The sequence below is a fragment of the Agromyces mediolanus genome (assembly GCF_023715325.1).
GTDB classification, from domain to species: Bacteria; Actinomycetota; Actinomycetes; order Actinomycetales; family Microbacteriaceae; genus Agromyces; species Agromyces mediolanus_A.
In genome coordinates, this window is record NZ_JAMBNX010000009.1 from 1 (window position 1) to 13,882 (window position 13,882).

The 13,882-nt window shown below is 73.0% G+C and carries 16 protein-coding genes; 9 read left to right on the forward strand and 7 right to left on the reverse strand.

What is annotated here, in order from left to right:
* Position 1: 1 nt before the first annotated feature.
* The gene (locus M3147_RS14985; protein WP_251204222.1) at positions 2-421 is read right to left on the reverse strand and encodes a pyridoxamine 5'-phosphate oxidase family protein; all 420 of its coding nucleotides are present in this window, start codon (positions 419-421) and stop codon (positions 2-4) included.
* Positions 422-548: 127 nt separating this feature from the next.
* Here M3147_RS14985 and M3147_RS14990 point away from each other — a divergent pair, with 127 nt between their 5' ends.
* Positions 549-938 (forward strand): RidA family protein, encoded by a 390-nt coding sequence (locus M3147_RS14990; RefSeq protein WP_251204223.1) that lies wholly within the window; start codon positions 549-551, stop codon positions 936-938.
* 80 nt (positions 939-1,018) lie between these two features.
* On the opposite strand, the gene M3147_RS14995 is transcribed toward M3147_RS14990, so the two are convergent.
* The 4 genes from M3147_RS14995 to M3147_RS15010 all read right to left on the reverse strand — a co-directional run bounded on the left by M3147_RS14995 (position 1,019) and on the right by M3147_RS15010 (position 4,465).
* Positions 1,019-1,498, reverse strand: a complete 480-nt coding sequence (locus M3147_RS14995) for a GNAT family N-acetyltransferase (protein WP_251204224.1) — start codon at positions 1,496-1,498, stop codon at positions 1,019-1,021.
* A 47-nt stretch (positions 1,499-1,545) separates the two neighbouring features.
* Positions 1,546-2,034 (reverse strand): FBP domain-containing protein, encoded by a 489-nt coding sequence (locus tag M3147_RS15000; RefSeq protein WP_251204225.1) that lies wholly within the window; start codon positions 2,032-2,034, stop codon positions 1,546-1,548.
* Positions 2,035-2,240: 206 nt separating this feature from the next.
* Entirely contained in the window at positions 2,241-3,344 is a 1,104-nt protein-coding gene (locus M3147_RS15005) for an alpha/beta hydrolase (protein WP_251204226.1), read from the reverse strand.
* Between the two features lie 107 nt (positions 3,345-3,451).
* Complete coding sequence (locus tag M3147_RS15010) at positions 3,452-4,465, reverse strand: SDR family NAD(P)-dependent oxidoreductase (RefSeq protein WP_251204227.1); 1,014 nt, start codon at positions 4,463-4,465, stop codon at positions 3,452-3,454.
* A gap of 129 nt (positions 4,466-4,594) precedes the next feature.
* On the opposite strand from M3147_RS15010, the gene M3147_RS15015 reads away from it, so the two are divergent.
* Positions 4,595-5,161 carry a TetR/AcrR family transcriptional regulator gene (locus tag M3147_RS15015; RefSeq protein ID WP_251204228.1) on the forward strand — a complete coding sequence of 189 codons (567 nt, stop codon included), beginning with the start codon at positions 4,595-4,597 and terminating at the stop codon, positions 5,159-5,161.
* Between the two features lie 47 nt (positions 5,162-5,208).
* Positions 5,209-5,784 (forward strand): GNAT family N-acetyltransferase, encoded by a 576-nt coding sequence (locus M3147_RS15020; RefSeq protein ID WP_251204229.1) that lies wholly within the window; start codon positions 5,209-5,211, stop codon positions 5,782-5,784.
* Here M3147_RS15020 and M3147_RS15025 read toward each other — a convergent pair.
* Positions 5,777-7,327, reverse strand: coding sequence for an aminotransferase class I/II-fold pyridoxal phosphate-dependent enzyme (locus M3147_RS15025; RefSeq protein WP_251204230.1), 1,551 nt, complete (start codon positions 7,325-7,327; stop codon positions 5,777-5,779). The genes M3147_RS15020 and M3147_RS15025 overlap by 8 nt on opposite strands.
* Positions 7,328-7,410: 83 nt before the next feature.
* Here M3147_RS15025 and M3147_RS15030 point away from each other — a divergent pair, with 83 nt between their 5' ends.
* The gene (locus M3147_RS15030) at positions 7,411-8,301 is read left to right on the forward strand and encodes a LysR family transcriptional regulator (RefSeq protein WP_251204231.1); all 891 of its coding nucleotides are present in this window, start codon (positions 7,411-7,413) and stop codon (positions 8,299-8,301) included.
* A gap of 21 nt (positions 8,302-8,322) precedes the next feature.
* Here the strand turns inward: M3147_RS15030 and M3147_RS15035 are convergent, their stop codons facing one another.
* Complete coding sequence (locus M3147_RS15035) at positions 8,323-9,312, reverse strand: ArsR/SmtB family transcription factor (protein WP_251204232.1); 990 nt, start codon at positions 9,310-9,312, stop codon at positions 8,323-8,325.
* A 91-nt stretch (positions 9,313-9,403) separates the two neighbouring features.
* Between M3147_RS15035 and M3147_RS15040 the strand changes: the two genes are divergently transcribed.
* From M3147_RS15040 to M3147_RS15060, 5 genes are all read left to right on the forward strand, one after another.
* Positions 9,404-9,694, forward strand: coding sequence for a DUF4287 domain-containing protein (locus M3147_RS15040; RefSeq protein WP_251204233.1), 291 nt, complete (start codon positions 9,404-9,406; stop codon positions 9,692-9,694).
* A gap of 126 nt (positions 9,695-9,820) precedes the next feature.
* Positions 9,821-10,948 carry an ABC transporter substrate-binding protein gene (locus M3147_RS15045; RefSeq protein ID WP_251204234.1) on the forward strand — a complete coding sequence of 376 codons (1,128 nt, stop codon included), beginning with the start codon at positions 9,821-9,823 and terminating at the stop codon, positions 10,946-10,948.
* 2 nt (positions 10,949-10,950) lie between these two features.
* Positions 10,951-11,877 carry an ABC transporter permease gene (locus tag M3147_RS15050; protein WP_251204235.1) on the forward strand — a complete coding sequence of 309 codons (927 nt, stop codon included), beginning with the start codon at positions 10,951-10,953 and terminating at the stop codon, positions 11,875-11,877.
* Positions 11,874-12,734, forward strand: a complete 861-nt coding sequence (locus tag M3147_RS15055) for an ABC transporter permease (RefSeq protein ID WP_251204236.1) — start codon at positions 11,874-11,876, stop codon at positions 12,732-12,734. The genes M3147_RS15050 and M3147_RS15055 overlap by 4 nt, the downstream gene beginning before the upstream one ends.
* Positions 12,731-13,810, forward strand: a complete 1,080-nt coding sequence (locus M3147_RS15060; protein ID WP_251204237.1) for an ABC transporter ATP-binding protein — start codon at positions 12,731-12,733, stop codon at positions 13,808-13,810. Before M3147_RS15055 ends, M3147_RS15060 begins: the two co-directional genes overlap by 4 nt.
* Positions 13,811-13,882 lie beyond the last annotated feature (72 nt).

Consider the following 13,882-nt stretch of genomic DNA (forward strand, 5'->3'; position numbering starts at 1 on the left):
GCTACTGCGCGCGGCGCTCGAACCAGCGGCCGTGCAGCTCGATGACGTCGATACGCACCCAGCGGTCCTTCTGCTCCGGGGCCCACGGCTCGATGCCGAGGCGCTCGGCCGCGGCCACCTCACCCTGCCGGTCGAACTCCCGCGCCGCACCCTTCGCCACCACGCTGAACGCCTCACGCTCGGTGAAGCCGTCGACCTGGAACGCGACCCGGTCGCGGATGGTGAGCTCGAGGAGCTTCGTGCCCGGCGCGGTGCGGAACACGATCGACGTGCCGTCGACCTTGTGGTTCACCGGGAAGATGTCGACCTCCCCGGCGACGGCGAGCGCGACGCGGCCGTACGGCGCCTCGCGGAGCCGCTGCCAGCACTCCTCGTCGCTCAGATGCCGGGTCGGGTGCCGTTCGTCGACCTGTTCGCTCATGTTCCGAGGCTAGGCCGATCGGCTCGGCCGAGCCAGAGCCGGGACGCGTGATCGAGCGCGCTCGGCGGGTCGGACGGATGCCTCGTCGGCGGTGCCCGATGTCGGTGGCGGCGGGCACACTCGGAGCATGACGAAGCCGATACAGATCGATCCGCCCCAGCTCTTCCGCAGCCCGGCCTTCGCGCAGGGCATGCTGGCCCCGGCCGGCCCCGTGCTCTACGTCGGCGGCCAGAACGGCACCGACGCCGAGGGCGCCCTGCTGAACGGCCTCCGCGCCCAGACCGAGCAGGCGCTGCGCAACGTGCTCGCGGTGCTCGCCGAGGTAAGCACCGACGCCGAGCACGTGGTGAAGCTCACGATCCACCTCGCCCCCGGCATCGACCCCGCCGATGCGTACGCCGCGACGCGCGAGGTCTGGGGCGACCACCGCACCGCGGTCACCGTGCTCGCCGTCGCCCCGGCCCGCCCCGGTGCCCTCGTCGAGATCGACGCGATCGCCGCGGTGCCCGCCCGCTGAGCCGCGGTGCAGAACCCGGCACGAGCCCGACCCCGTTCAGCTCGAAGAACGCCGCTGCACGATCGCGAGTCCGCCCGCGCTCACAGCGCGAGCTTGAACCCCACGTGGGATGCCTCGAAGCCGAGCCGCTCGTAGAAGCGGTGGGCGGCATCGCGGCGCGCGTCGCTCGTGAGCTGCACGAGCCGGGCGCCGCGCTCGCGGGCGTGCTCGACCGCCCACTCGATCATCGCGGCGCCGATGCCGCCGCCGCGCAGCGGCTCGGCGACGCGCACCGCCTCGATCTGCATCCGGGTCGCCCCACCGCGAGAGAGCCCCGGAATGAAGCTGAGCTGCATCGTGCCCACGATCGCCCCGCCCGGGCCCTCGACCACGACGAGCAGTTGCGAGGCATCCGCGTCGATGACGTCGAAGGCCCGCAGCGCGGCGGCATCGTCGCTGCGCGACTCCTCGCGGCGCAGCACGTCGCCGGCGAGCAGCGCGAGGATCGCCTCGACGTCGTCACGCCGCGCACGACGCAGCGAGGAGCGGGAACCGGATGCCTCGATGGTGGTGAGCGTCACCCTCCCACGATGCCACGTACCGAAGCATCCCGCCCGACCGCCCGAGCTCAGTCCGCCGTGACCGCGCGGACGAAGCCGGCGACGTTCTCCCGCAGCGCCTGGATGCGGCGCTCGCGCGCGGCCTCCACGTCGAAGCCGAGGTACGCGACCGGCGGCCGCTTCCTGACGTTCTTCGAGCACTGGAAGTCGGCGCAGACGAGCGTGCCGACCGTGTCGCCGCGGCGGCCGGCCTGGCCGCCGCGCTTCGCGACGTAGAAGAGCACGTCGTTCGGCAGGTGCACGTCCTCGCACCACGCGCACTGCGGCCGGGAGCGCAACCGCCCCTCGGCCCGGCGCAGCATGATGCCGACGGGGCCCGATTCACTCTCGGCGACCGCGTACGCGACGAGCGGGAGCTTGGGGTCGCGCCAGCCGAGGAAGTCGAGGCGATCCCAGTCGAGCTCGGCGAAGCCGGGCGGCAGGGTGAGGGAGGCGCGCTCGCGCACGCTGGCGTTGACGAAGGAGGCGCGGATCTGCGCCTCGCTCAGGGAATGCATGATGAAGTGACCTTTGTCTGCGTGGCGCCCGGAAGCGGGCGACCGGAAGCGGATGACCTCGGCGCGCGGGCGCGCCGGACCGCGGCCCCTCCTGCTCGCGCGCGGAGGAACCGGGGGCGGGGTCACCTGATCGCGGCGCGTGGGGCGCCGGAGACCTCCTGGATGCAGACGGAACGAAGCACGAGGTCGAGTGTACCCGTGCGAGCTCAGCGATCGGCGTAGCGGTCGAGGAAGTCGATCGTCTGCACGAAGGCCTCCTGGGCCTCGTCGAGCTTGAAGTGGAACTGGTATTCGTGCGGGAGCTTCGGCTCGTGGTCGGCCGGCCAGAACAGCTCCGTCGTCTCGACGCCGGCGTCCTGCAGCGCCTTCGACATCGGCACGGACTCGATCCAGGTGAGTGCGTCGCCGTTGCCGCCGCTGATGAACGTGGGCGGCAGCTCCTCGGTGACGAAGTCGATGGTCGACATCGTGCTGCCCGCGTAGTCGCTCGACCAGTTCTTCGTGCCGGTGTAGGCCCAGAGCGCGACCTTGAGCCCCCACTGCCCGATGCCGTTCAACTCGGCCATCGCGGGCAGATCGTAGACACCGCAGTTCAGGACGAGTGCCGACAGTTGTCCGGGCTCCAGCGCGGGCTCGATGCCGAGGAGGTTCGCGTACTTCTCGTTCGTCGTGAGCACCGCGAGCTGGCTCGCGAGCTGCGCCCCGGCCGAGTCGCCGGCGAGCACGAGGTGATCGGGATCCACGCCGTACTCCTCGGCGTTCGCGACGAGGTAGCCGAGGGTGTCGTTCAGCTGGTTCACCGCGGTCGGGTAGGTGGCCTCGGGGGCGACGGTGTAGTCGACGCCGATCGCCGTGTAGCCGTGGCTCGCGATGAGGCTGAGGTAGGGGGCGACGTGCTCCTTCGATCCCGAGATCCACGCCCCGCCATGGATCCAGACGACCGTGGGGTGCGCGCCCGTGGCCCCGGCGGGCGTGAACACGTCGAAGCCGGTCCCCGGCCCGCCCGCGACGTCCGTCGCCTGGTCGAGCCGCGCGTCGACCGGGCCGGCGGGCTCGGGACCGTACTCGAGCATCTCCTGGACCGTCGCCGCGCCGCCCTGCTCGAACACCGAGCGGATGAGCATGGCCGAGGGCCAGGGCGTCGCCGAGGTGATGCCCGTGACGGCGATGATCGCGAAGGCGGCGAAAAGCCCAGCGAGCGTCCATCGCCGCGCGCGGCGCGAGAGCGGCGGTCGCCGCCCGAGGACGGCGGCGTCCGGGTCGGCGGCGTGACGGACGGTGGTTGAGTCGGTGCGCGGTCGACGGGTCACGCCTCACATGCTGGCAGGCGGGCCGCGCTCACCCGCGCGGCGCGCCGGAGCCGTGGGGGAAGCGGCTCCGGCGCGCCGCCGCGGTGGTGGCGTGCGGCGACTCGCGACTACTGCACCGACCAGCCGCCGTCGCTCGGCAGCACTGCGCCGTTGATGTTCACCCCGTCGTCACTCAGCAGGAAGGTGATCGAGGCGGCGAGCTGCTCCGCCGTCGCGATCGTCGGGATCTGCTGCTGGAACGGGGTGAGCCGGGCCTGCCCGGCCTCCGAGACGTGCGGCGGGAACGGGATGCCGGTGGCGACGCCGCCCGGGGCGACGGCGTTCACCCGGATGCCCTGCGGGCCGTACATGAACGCGGCGCTGCGGGTGAGGCCGACGACACCGTGCTTCGACACCGTGTAGGCGTTGCCCGAGGCGTTGCCGCGGATGCCGGCCTCGCTCGCCACGTTGACGACCGAGCCGCGACCAGCCTCGACCATGCCGGGCAGCACCGCGCGGGTGAGCTTGAAGACGCCCGTGAGGTTGATGCCGATGACGCGGTCCCAGATCGCGTCGCTCGTCTCGGCGAGCGGCGAGAAGTCGTCGTTCACGCCGGCGACGTTCGCGAGGCCGTCGATGCGACCGCCCGCCGCGGCGACGACGCGGTCGATGTCGTCCTGCTTCGTGACGTCGGCGGCGACCGCGACGACGCGCCCCTCGGGGGCGGAGGCCGCGAACTCCTCGAGGCGCTCGGCGGAGATGTCGACGGCGACGACCCGGCCCCCCTCGCGCACGATGCGCGAGGCGGTGGCCCGGCCGATGCCGGAGGCCGCGCCGGTCACGACGATGGTGCGGCCGTCGAAGCGGCCGGGCGTGATGCGCTCCTGCCAGCCGGATGCCTCGGCGTCGTCTTCGGGCATGACGCCGCCGTTCGCCTTGAGTACGAGGTCGTCGATGACGGACTGCGGCAGCTGCCCCTGGCTGAGGGCGACGAGCTGCTGCAGCGGGAGCCCCTTGATCGGGGCGAGGGTGTCCTCCGAGGCGCCGCTCGCGGCGAGCAGGCCGCGCACGAGGGGGCCGCCCTCCGGGTGCTCGAGCCACTGCTCGATCGAGCTGTTCGCGGTCAGGGGGTGGTGCGACATCGGGGTCTCCTTCTTCGGTCCCAGGCGCGTGATCTCGCGTCTCGTTCAGAATATCCGACATTTGTTGGAAAACCGACGAATGTCGGAAATCTCCCAGCCCTCGCGCCGTGGAGCTGGCAGAATCGCACGGTGGATGCACGAATCGAACGGACCAGGCGGGCGCTGCAGGGCGCGCTGCTCGAACTCGCCCGCGAGCGGCCGTACGACGAACTGAGCATCAGCCTCATCGCCGAACGCGCCGGCGTCAACCGGAGCAGCTTCTACCAGCACTACGGCGACCGCGACGAACTCCTCGCCGACGCGCTCGACGCCGCCGCCGAGGCCGCCGGGGCGAACGCCCCCGAGCTCGAGCTCGTCCCGACCGGCCTGCCGCCGGAGGGCATGGCGCACTTCCTCGCCCACTTCGCCGACCACGCCGAGCTGTACCGCCGGGCGCTCGGGCCGCGCGGCTCCGCGCTCGTCGTCGCCCGGCTCCGCGGCCGGGTCGCCGCGCTCGTGCGCGAGGGCGTCGCCCGCACGCACTCGCACGCCTTCGACGAGATGCCCATCGAGGTCGCGGCGGCCGGCCTCGCCGGCTCGATCGTGGGCGTCATCACGGCCTGGCTCGAACTCGACCCGTTGCCCGACGTCGAGGTCGCCGCCGAGTGGCTCTGGCGCATGGTGCTCGGCCCGGGCGACACCCGCGAGCTGCCGTAGCGCCGGTTGGCCGTCCCGTTGTCGGCGGCGGGTGCCAGACTCTGCGCATGGGGATCGAAGTCCGCCCGGCCGACGTGTTCGACGACGTCGCCGCCGTCATCGGGCCGAAGAAGCCGACGTCGAACGTGTGCTTCTGCCTGAGCTACCGCCTACTCTCCTCGAACGAGAACGTGTCGCTGAAGGGGCCGGCGCGCTCCGCCAGAGTGCGCGAGCTCTGCGCCCAAGACCCACCGCCCGGGGTGCTCGCCTACGACGGCGACGAGCCGGTCGGCTGGGCCGCGGTGCACCCGCGTGCCGACACGAGTTTCGCGAAGAACCGGCGCATCCCGCACGTCGACGAGCTCGAGGTCTGGTCGGTGTGGTGCTTCCGCGTGCGCCCCGGCCACCGCAAGCAGGGCCTCGTGCACCACCTGCTCACCGGGGCGGTCGAGTTCGCCCGCGAACACGGCGCACCCGCGATCGAGGGCTATCCCGTCGACAACCGGGGCGAGAAGGTCGACCTGACCATGGCCTACGTCGGCACCCGCGCGGTGTTCGAGGCGGCCGGCTTCGAGAAGGCCGCCGACACGCAGTCGGTGCTGTCGGGCCATCCTCGCGTCATCATGCGGCTCGACCTCAGCTGAGCGCGAGCTCCCGAGCAGCCGCGAGGGCCACGTCGTCGTCGGCATTGGCCTCGTCGGCGTCCGCCTGCCCGTGATCGGCGCGCACGACGCGCAGCACCGAGAGCGCCGGGTCGGCGGCACCCCGCACGTGGCCGCCGGGCATGGCCGCGATGCGGCGCAGGAACGTCACCACCTCCGCGGTGATGCGCTCACCCGGCAGCACGTTCGGGATGCCGGGCGGGTACGCCGCGAGCGAGTCGGTCGACACCCGGCCGATCGCCTGCTCGATCGGCACGGCCTCGCCCGGGGCGAGGAAGGCGTCGCGCGGGCGCATCACGAGCGGCCCGGGCGTGGGCAGCGCGAGGGCACCGGCGCGCGCGACCGTGGCTGCTCCGGCCGCGGGCTCGACCGCGGGGATCGCGTGCAGCGCCGCGACGACGCGGTCGACGTCGGGCACGGCGCCCGCGCCGAGCACGGCGACGACGGCCGAGTCGGTCGAGATCTCGAAGGAGACCCCCTCGTGCTCGAGCCGCTCACGCACCGCGTGCCCGTTCAGCCCGGCCGCGCCGACGTCGATCGAGACCCGCAGGGGGTCGACCGCGACGATGTCGTCGAAGCGGCCGAAGCCGTCGCTCACGATCCCGAAGCGCCCGTGGGACCGCACCGCCTCGCGCAGCCGGTCGGCGGCCTCGATCGAGGAGCCGATGCGGGCCTCGCCGTGCTCGATGCTGTCGCGGGCGAGGTCGAGTGAGGCGAGCAGCAGCGCGCTCGTGCTCGTCGACTGGGTGAGTGCGAAGGCGCGCTCGAGCAGCGGCTCGAGCTCCGCGGCGAACGGCCCGTCGGCGAGGTGCAGCATGGCCGACTGGGTGAGGCTACCGGCCAGCTTGTGGGTGCTCGAGACGACCAGGTCGGCGCCGAGCGCGAGCGGGTTCTCCGGCAGCGCCGGGTGGAAGCCGAAGTGCGCGCCCCAGGCGGCGTCGACGATGAGCGGGGCGCCGACCGCGTGCGCGGCCTCGGCGAGCGCGGCCACGTCGGCGACGGCACCGAAGTAGCTCGGGGAGATGAGGTAGACGGCCTTCGGGCGGGCCTCGCCGCGCTCGATCGCCGCGCGCAGCGACGCGGGCGAGACGCCGTGGTTGATGCCGAGCACCGGGTCGATCGTCGGCGAGACGAAGGCGGGCACGAGCCCGGCGAGGATGATGCCGTCGATGAAGGAGGAGTGCGCGCTGCGCTGGGCGAGCACCGGGGCCTCCGCCGCGCGGAAGGAGCCGAGAGCGATGGCGGCCATGCGGTTCGCCTGCGAGGCGCCGTTCGTGAGGAACCAGGTGCGCTTGGCTCCCCAGGCACGGGCCGCGAGCCGCTGCGCCTCGTCGAGCGCGTTGCCCGGCCCCTTGTCGAGGCCGGAGAGCAGCGGCGTCACGTCGTGCCGCAGCAGCTCGGCCCCGAAGTACTCGGCGAGCGCGGGCGCCGCCTGCGCGTCGGCGCCGTGCCCGGGCACGTACATTCGCACCCGGTCGTCGCGGGCGGCGTACTGGGCGAGGGCGTCGGCGTAGGGGGCGGTCATGCCTCGATCCTCCTCCGGACCGCTTCGATACGGAATAGCGGGTAGGCTGCAGATCTCGATACTGAGTATGGAGGTGAGCGACGATGCTCGATCTGCGCCAATTGCGCGCCCTGCTGGCGGTCGACGAGCACGGCTCGCTCGCGCAGGCGGCGCGCGCGCTCGACTGGAGCCAGCCCACCGTGTCCCACCACCTGGCGGCCCTCGGGCGGGTCAGCGGCGCTCCGGTCATCGCGAGCGACGCGTCGGGCACCCGGCTGACGGAGGCCGGCCGGTCCTGGCTGCCGCACGCGGTCGCGATCGTCGAGCGGGCGGACCGGGCGCTCGCCGAGGTGCGCGACGCGGTCGAGACCGGGCGGCGCACGGTGCGCTTCGGGGTGTTCCCCACGGCGGCCGCTCGGCTCCTCCCCCAGCTCGTGCGGGCGCTCGACGGTCGAGGATGGCGTGTCGAGGCGTTCGAGGCCGAGCTCGACGTCGTCGAGGCGGCGCTCGCGCGATTGGCGCTCGACGCGGCGGTCGTCTACGCCACCCCGGGCGAGACGCCGCACGCGATGCCGGGCCTCACCCGCACGAGGCTCTTCACCGAGCGTTTCTCGCTCGTGCTCCCGGCGGGGCATCCGCTCACCGAAGGCGGCCCGGTCCCGCTTCGCGCGCTCGCCGACACGCCCTGGATCATCGGCACGAAGGACGACGACCCGGTGGATGCCGCGTTCCGGGCCGCGGCGCGACGGGCCGGATTCGAGCCGGAGATCGGACCGCGGAGCGACGACTACCGCGTGGTCGTCGAGTACGTCGCGGCCGGCCTCGGGGTCGCACTCGTGCCGGAGCTCGCCCTGCCGGTGTGGCGCGACGACCTCGTGCTCGCCGCGCCGGCCGGGCTCCGGCTCTCGCGCGAGGTGTCGCTCGTGACCGCGGCGACGATGGACCCGGCACTCCGCGAGGAGCTGTCGGCGGCGCTCGGCGCGGGCGCGGCCTAGCGGCGCCGGGCGTGTTGCCCGCTACAGCACCGCGCCGATCATCGCCTCGCCGAGCGGCGTGCGCAGGTGCAGCACGCTCGCGCCCTCGCGGCGGCTCGCGACGAGCCCGGCTCCGCGGAGGACCGCGAGGTGGTGCGAGGCGGTCGAGACGGCGAGCCCGGCGTCGGCCGCGACCTGGGAGGTGCTGCGGGCGCTGTGCGCGGAGAGCAGGATGCCGGCGCGCGCGGGGCCGAGCAGCGCCCCGAGCGCGGCTTCGATGGATGCCGGGTCGCGCGCCCAGCGTTCGGTGACCCCCTGCGCGGGGTAGAACACGGTCGGCTGCGCCGGCGGCTCGGTGAGCACCATGCAGCCGAGCGAGCCCATCACGGAGGGCACGAGCACGAGCCCGCTCCCCCGGCAGTCGAGCGCTTCGCGGTGCAGGCGCAGCTGCACGCGCACCGCGCCCTCGCTCCAGCGCACGGAGGGGTGCAGCCCGTCGATCATGCTCGCGAGCCCGGCGCTCGCGACGCGGCGCGAGCGCACGGCGATATCGGCGCGCAGGATGCGTTCGAGCTGCGGCCACACGGGGGCGAGCACGGCCGCCCAGACCGCGTCCCAGGCGTCGGCGATCATCGCGCGGGCCCGCTCGGGTGCGGCGATCATGCGGCGGAGCGCGGCCTGCCTGGCCCCGTCGGAGCGCGCCACCATCTTCTCGAGGTCGACGAGCATCGGCGCGATCGGCGCCCGGCGGATGGCCTCGACCTCGTCGACGGGGTCGAGGTCCCAGGCTGGGTCGCTCGTCAGGAAGTCGGGCAGGTAGCCGTCGACGCCGATGAGCACGGCGAGGAGTTCGAAGGGCTCTCGCGGCAGGCGCTCGCGCACGGCTCGCAGCCAGCCCCACTGCAGCGGATGCTCCGCCGGTCGCTGCAGCACGCGCACCGCGTGCGCGAGCTCATGGCCGGGCGAGACGCCGAAGCGGATCGCGGAGACGTCGCCGGGCGCGAGCCGGAAGTCCACGAAGTTTCGATCCACATCGAAACACTACCGAGCACGGATGCCGCGGGCGGAAGCTCAAGGCAGGGCATCCCGCACCGCCCACCACCGATCTCCTGAGGAGTACCGCATGTCGTTCCAGGCCTACCTCGACAACATCGAGACGAAGACCGGGCTGACGCCCCGCCAGTTCCTCGAGCTGGCCCACGAGCGGGGCTTCGACGAGACCACGAAGGCCACGCCGATCGTCGCCTGGCTGAAAGCCGACTACGGCCTTGGCCAGGGCCACGCCATGGCGCTCGTACACGTCATCACGAAGGGGCCGCAGATCAGCCAGAAGCACGTCGGCACCGACGGCGCGCACCGCGACGCCACCGACACGCTCTGGCTCGACGGCAAGGACACGAACCCGAACGGCTGAGTTCACCGGGCATTCACCGGCGCACTCCCGACCGTCCTCCTTCGGCTCCTAGCTTCGCTCTGGCGCTGCGGTCCCGACGCCCGCTTCCACAGCTCGGGCGGCCCGGCGCCAGACGGAGGACACGCGTTGAAGAAGCACTACGCACTCGGGGCGCTCGCCCTGTCGACCGCGGTCGTGCTCGGCCTCGCCGGCTGCGCCGGCGGCTCGGCCGACGCCGCGGGCGGCGACAGCGGGACGGATGCCGCGACGGCCACGAGCCTCGCCGACTTCGGCGACCTCGCCGCACTCGAGGAGGCCGCGAAGGCCGAGGGCCAGCTGAACGTCATCGCGCTGCCGCGCGACTGGGCGAACTACGGCGAGATCCTGGACCTCTTCGCCGAGAGGTACCCGGAGATCACGATCAACGAGGCCTCCCCCGACGCGTCCAGCGCCGAGGAGATCCAGGCCGCCGAGACGAACGCGGGCCTCGACACCGCGCCCGACGTGTTCGACGTCGGCCTCACGGTCGCCCTGCAGAACACGAAGCAGTTCGCCCCGTACCAGGTCGCCACCTGGGACGACATCCCCGCCGAGCTGAAGGAGCCCTCCGGCCTCTTCGTCGGCGACTACGGCGGCTACATGTCGATCGGCTACGACTCGGCGAAGTTCGCCGAGCCGACGAGCCTCGACGCCCTGCTCGGCGCCGACTACAAGGGCGCCGTCGCGATCAACGGCGACCCGACCCAGGCGGGTGCCGCGTTCGCCGCCGTGGGCCTCGCGACCGTGCAGTCGGACGGCACGCTCGACGACTTCCAGCCCGGCATCGACTTCTTCCAGCAGCTCAACCAGGCCGGCAACCTGCTGAAGGTCGACGTCACCACCGCGACGGTCACCTCGGGCGAGACCCCCGTCGTCTTCGACTGGGACTACCTGAACGCCGCGCACACCGCCGACAACCCGAACTGGAAGACCGTCATCCTGCCCGGCACCGGCTACGCCGGGTACTACAACCAGGCCATCAACGTGGACGCCCCGAACCCTGCGGCGGCCCGCCTCTGGCAGGAGTTCCTCTACAGCGACGAGGTGCAGAACCTCTGGCTGAAGGGCGGCGCCCGTCCGGTCCGCGCGGAGGCCATGGCCGACGCCGGCACCATCGACCAGAAGCTCTTCGACGCGCTCCCCGAGGCGCCGGAGGACACGGTCGTGCCGACCGAGGAGCAGTCGACGAACGCCGGCACGCTGCTCGGCGAGAAGTGGGCTGCGGCGGTCGGCTGAACATGACCGTCGCCGCTCCCGCGGCACCGCTCGTCGACGCCGCCGGGACGGAGGAGCTCCCTCCGCCCCGGCGGCGCGTCGGCTCCGGCGCCGCCGCGGTGCTCGGGCTCGTGCCCTTCGCCGCCTACCTGCTGATCTTCCTCGCCCTGCCGACGATCGTCACCGTCGCGAGCGGCTTCGTCGACGCCGACGGGAGCTTCACGCTCTCGAACGTCGCCGCCCTCGCGGATCCCGTGATCGTGCAGACCTTCGCGAACTCCGCCTGGCTGTCCGCGCTCACCGCCGCAGGCGGGGCCCTCATCGGCGCGCTCGCCTGCTACGCCATGGCCGGGCTCCCCGCGACCGGCCGCACCCGCCGGCTCGTCGACGCCGCGAGTGGCGTGCTCGCCCAGTTCGGCGGCGTCATGCTCGCCTTCGCCTTCATCGCGACAATCGGCCTGCAGGGCCTCGTCACGCTCACCCTGAAGGACCGCTTCGGCATCGACCTCTTCGCCGAGGGCGCCTGGATCTACGCGCTGCCCGGGCTGATCCTCCCCTACCTCTTCTTCCAGGTGCCGCTCATGGTGATCACCTTCATGCCCGCGATGGGCGCGCTCCGCCCGCAGTGGGCCGAGGCGAACCTCACGCTCGGCGGCACCCGCACGGGCTTCTGGCGCCACATCGGCATCCCCGTCCTCGCGCCGTCGTTCCTCGCGAGCCTGCTGCTGCTCTTCGCGAACGCCTTCTCCTCCTACGCGACCGCCGCGGCCCTCGCGAGCCAGGGCTCGCAGATCGTGCCGCTGCAGATCCGCACCGCGCTCACGAGCGAGACGCTCCTCGGCCGGGAGAACCTCGCCGGCGCGCTCGCGCTCGGCATGATCGTGGTGATGGCGGTGACGATGTCGCTCTACGCCCTCGTGCAGCGCCGCGCCGCCAGGTGGCAGCGATGAACGCCCGTGGCTTCGCCCCGCACCCCGCGGTGCGCTGGGCCATCGGGCTCGTCGTCATCGTGCTCTTCGCGATCCCGATCGTGTCGATGGCCGAGTACACGCTCCGCGACGCGACGACCGGCGGCCACTCGCTCGTGCACTGGTTCGACCTCTTCGACCCGGCGAAGGCCGGCACCTACCGCCCCATCTGGACCGGCCTCGGCAACTCGCTCGTGCTCGCCGTCGTGACCGTCGCGATCGTGCTGCTGCTCCTCGCGCCGACGATGGTGCTCGTCGAGCTGCGCTTCCCGAAGCTGAAGCGGCCGTTCGAGTTCCTCGCCCTCCTGCCGATCTCGATTCCCGCGATCGTGCTCGTCGTCGGTCTCGCGCCGATCTACCTCGTCATCGGCCGCACGATCGGCACCGGCATCTGGCCGCTCGCCTTCGCCTACGGGGTCACCGTGCTGCCGTTCGCGTACCGCGCCATCCAGGCGGCGATCGACGCGACCGAGCTGCGCACCCTCGCCGAGGCGGCCCGCTCGCTGGGGGCGGGCTGGCCAGCCGTGCTGCTGCAGGTGTTCGCGCCGAACCTGCGAACGGGGCTCCTCGCCGCCTCCCTCATCTCGGTCGCGGTCGTGCTCGGCGAGTTCACGATCGCCTCCCTGCTGAACCGGCAGAACCTGCAGACGGCGCTCGTCGTCGTCGGCAAGCAGGACCCGTACGCCTCGGTGATCCTCTCCCTGCTTGCGCTCGCCTTCGCCTTCGTGCTGCTCGTCGTCATCGGGCGGATCGGCGGCGGCACCCCCCGAGCCCGGCGCACCGGCCGCACCGCCCGCACCGCGCCCGCCCCCACCCGACCCCCGAAGGACCAGCCATGACCGACACCGCCATCGCGACCGCCGACAACGCGATCCTCGCCGGGGCCCGAACCGGCTCCGCCGTCGCCTTCGAGGGGGTCGTGAAGGACTACGGGCAGACGCGCGTGCTGCACGGCCTCGATCTCACGATCCAGCCCGGCGAGTTCGTCTCCCTCCTCGGCCCCTCCGGCTGCGGCAAGACGACGGCGCTGCGCGTGCTCGCCGGGCTCGAGCGCGCGAACGGCGGCACCGTGCGCATCGGCGGCGCCGACGTCTCGGCGGTGCCGACGAATCGGCGGGACCTCGGCATGGTGTTCCAGGCGTACTCGCTCTTCCCGCACCTCGACGTCACCGCGAACACCGCCTTCGGGCTGCGGATGCGGAAGGTCGCGAAGCGGGAGGCCGCCGAGCGGGTGCGCGACGCCCTCGCGTTGGTCGGGCTCGAGGGATACGGCGACCGCTACCCGCACCAGCTCTCGGGCGGCCAGCAGCAGCGCGTCGCCCTCGCCCGCGCGCTCGTCACGGAGCCCCGGGTGCTGCTGCTCGACGAGCCCCTCTCGGCGCTCGACGCGAAGGTGCGGGTCGCGCTGCGCGACGAGATCCGGCGCATCCAGCTCCGGCTCGGCATCACCACCGTGTTCGTCACCCACGACCAGGAGGAGGCCCTCGCCGTCTCCGACCGGATCGCGGTGATGAACGCCGGCCGCATCGACCAGATCGGCACGCCCGAGGAGCTCTACCTGCGCCCGGCGACGGCGCACGTCGCCGAGTTCGTCGGCCTGTCGAGCGTGCTGTCCTGCACCGTGTCGGGTGGCGTCGCCGAGGTGCTCGGCATCCGCCTGCCGACCGTCGGCGAGCGGGCGGACGGCCCGGCCGAGGCGTTCGTGCGGCCAGAGAACGTGCGGCTCGGCGGCCCGATCGCCGCCGTCGTGCTCGAGAGCACCTTCCTCGGCAGCGTGCGGCGCACCGTGCTCCGCACCGAGGGTGGGCAGCTGCTGCGCATGCAGCACTCGGTGAGTGAACGGGTCGAGTTCGGCGAGCGGGTGACGCTCGGCCTCGAGCCCGCGCCCGTCGCGGTGCGCTCGCGAGAGGGATGAGGCGGGGCGCGTGCTCTCAGGCGGAGGCTCTAGGCTCGGAGCACCGCCTTCCGTCGATCCCGCAGAGGAGTC

Coding starts and splice junctions, on each gene's coding strand:
- M3147_RS15020 (WP_251204229.1), top strand. CDS start 5,209: ATGGGGATCGAAGTCCGCCCGGCCGACGTGTTCGACGACGTCGCCGCC.
- M3147_RS14990 (WP_251204223.1), top strand. CDS start 549: ATGACGAAGCCGATACAGATCGATCCGCCCCAGCTCTTCCGCAGCCCG.
- M3147_RS15025 (WP_251204230.1), bottom strand. CDS start 7,327: ATGACCGCCCCCTACGCCGACGCCCTCGCCCAGTACGCCGCCCGCGAC.
- M3147_RS14985 (WP_251204222.1), bottom strand. CDS start 421: ATGAGCGAACAGGTCGACGAACGGCACCCGACCCGGCATCTGAGCGAC.
- M3147_RS15060 (WP_251204237.1), top strand. CDS start 12,731: ATGACCGACACCGCCATCGCGACCGCCGACAACGCGATCCTCGCCGGG.
- M3147_RS15050 (WP_251204235.1), top strand. CDS start 10,951: ATGACCGTCGCCGCTCCCGCGGCACCGCTCGTCGACGCCGCCGGGACG.
- M3147_RS15000 (WP_251204225.1), bottom strand. CDS start 2,034: ATGCATTCCCTGAGCGAGGCGCAGATCCGCGCCTCCTTCGTCAACGCC.
- M3147_RS15055 (WP_251204236.1), top strand. CDS start 11,874: ATGAACGCCCGTGGCTTCGCCCCGCACCCCGCGGTGCGCTGGGCCATC.
- M3147_RS15030 (WP_251204231.1), top strand. CDS start 7,411: ATGCTCGATCTGCGCCAATTGCGCGCCCTGCTGGCGGTCGACGAGCAC.
- M3147_RS15040 (WP_251204233.1), top strand. CDS start 9,404: ATGTCGTTCCAGGCCTACCTCGACAACATCGAGACGAAGACCGGGCTG.
- M3147_RS15010 (WP_251204227.1), bottom strand. CDS start 4,465: ATGTCGCACCACCCCCTGACCGCGAACAGCTCGATCGAGCAGTGGCTC.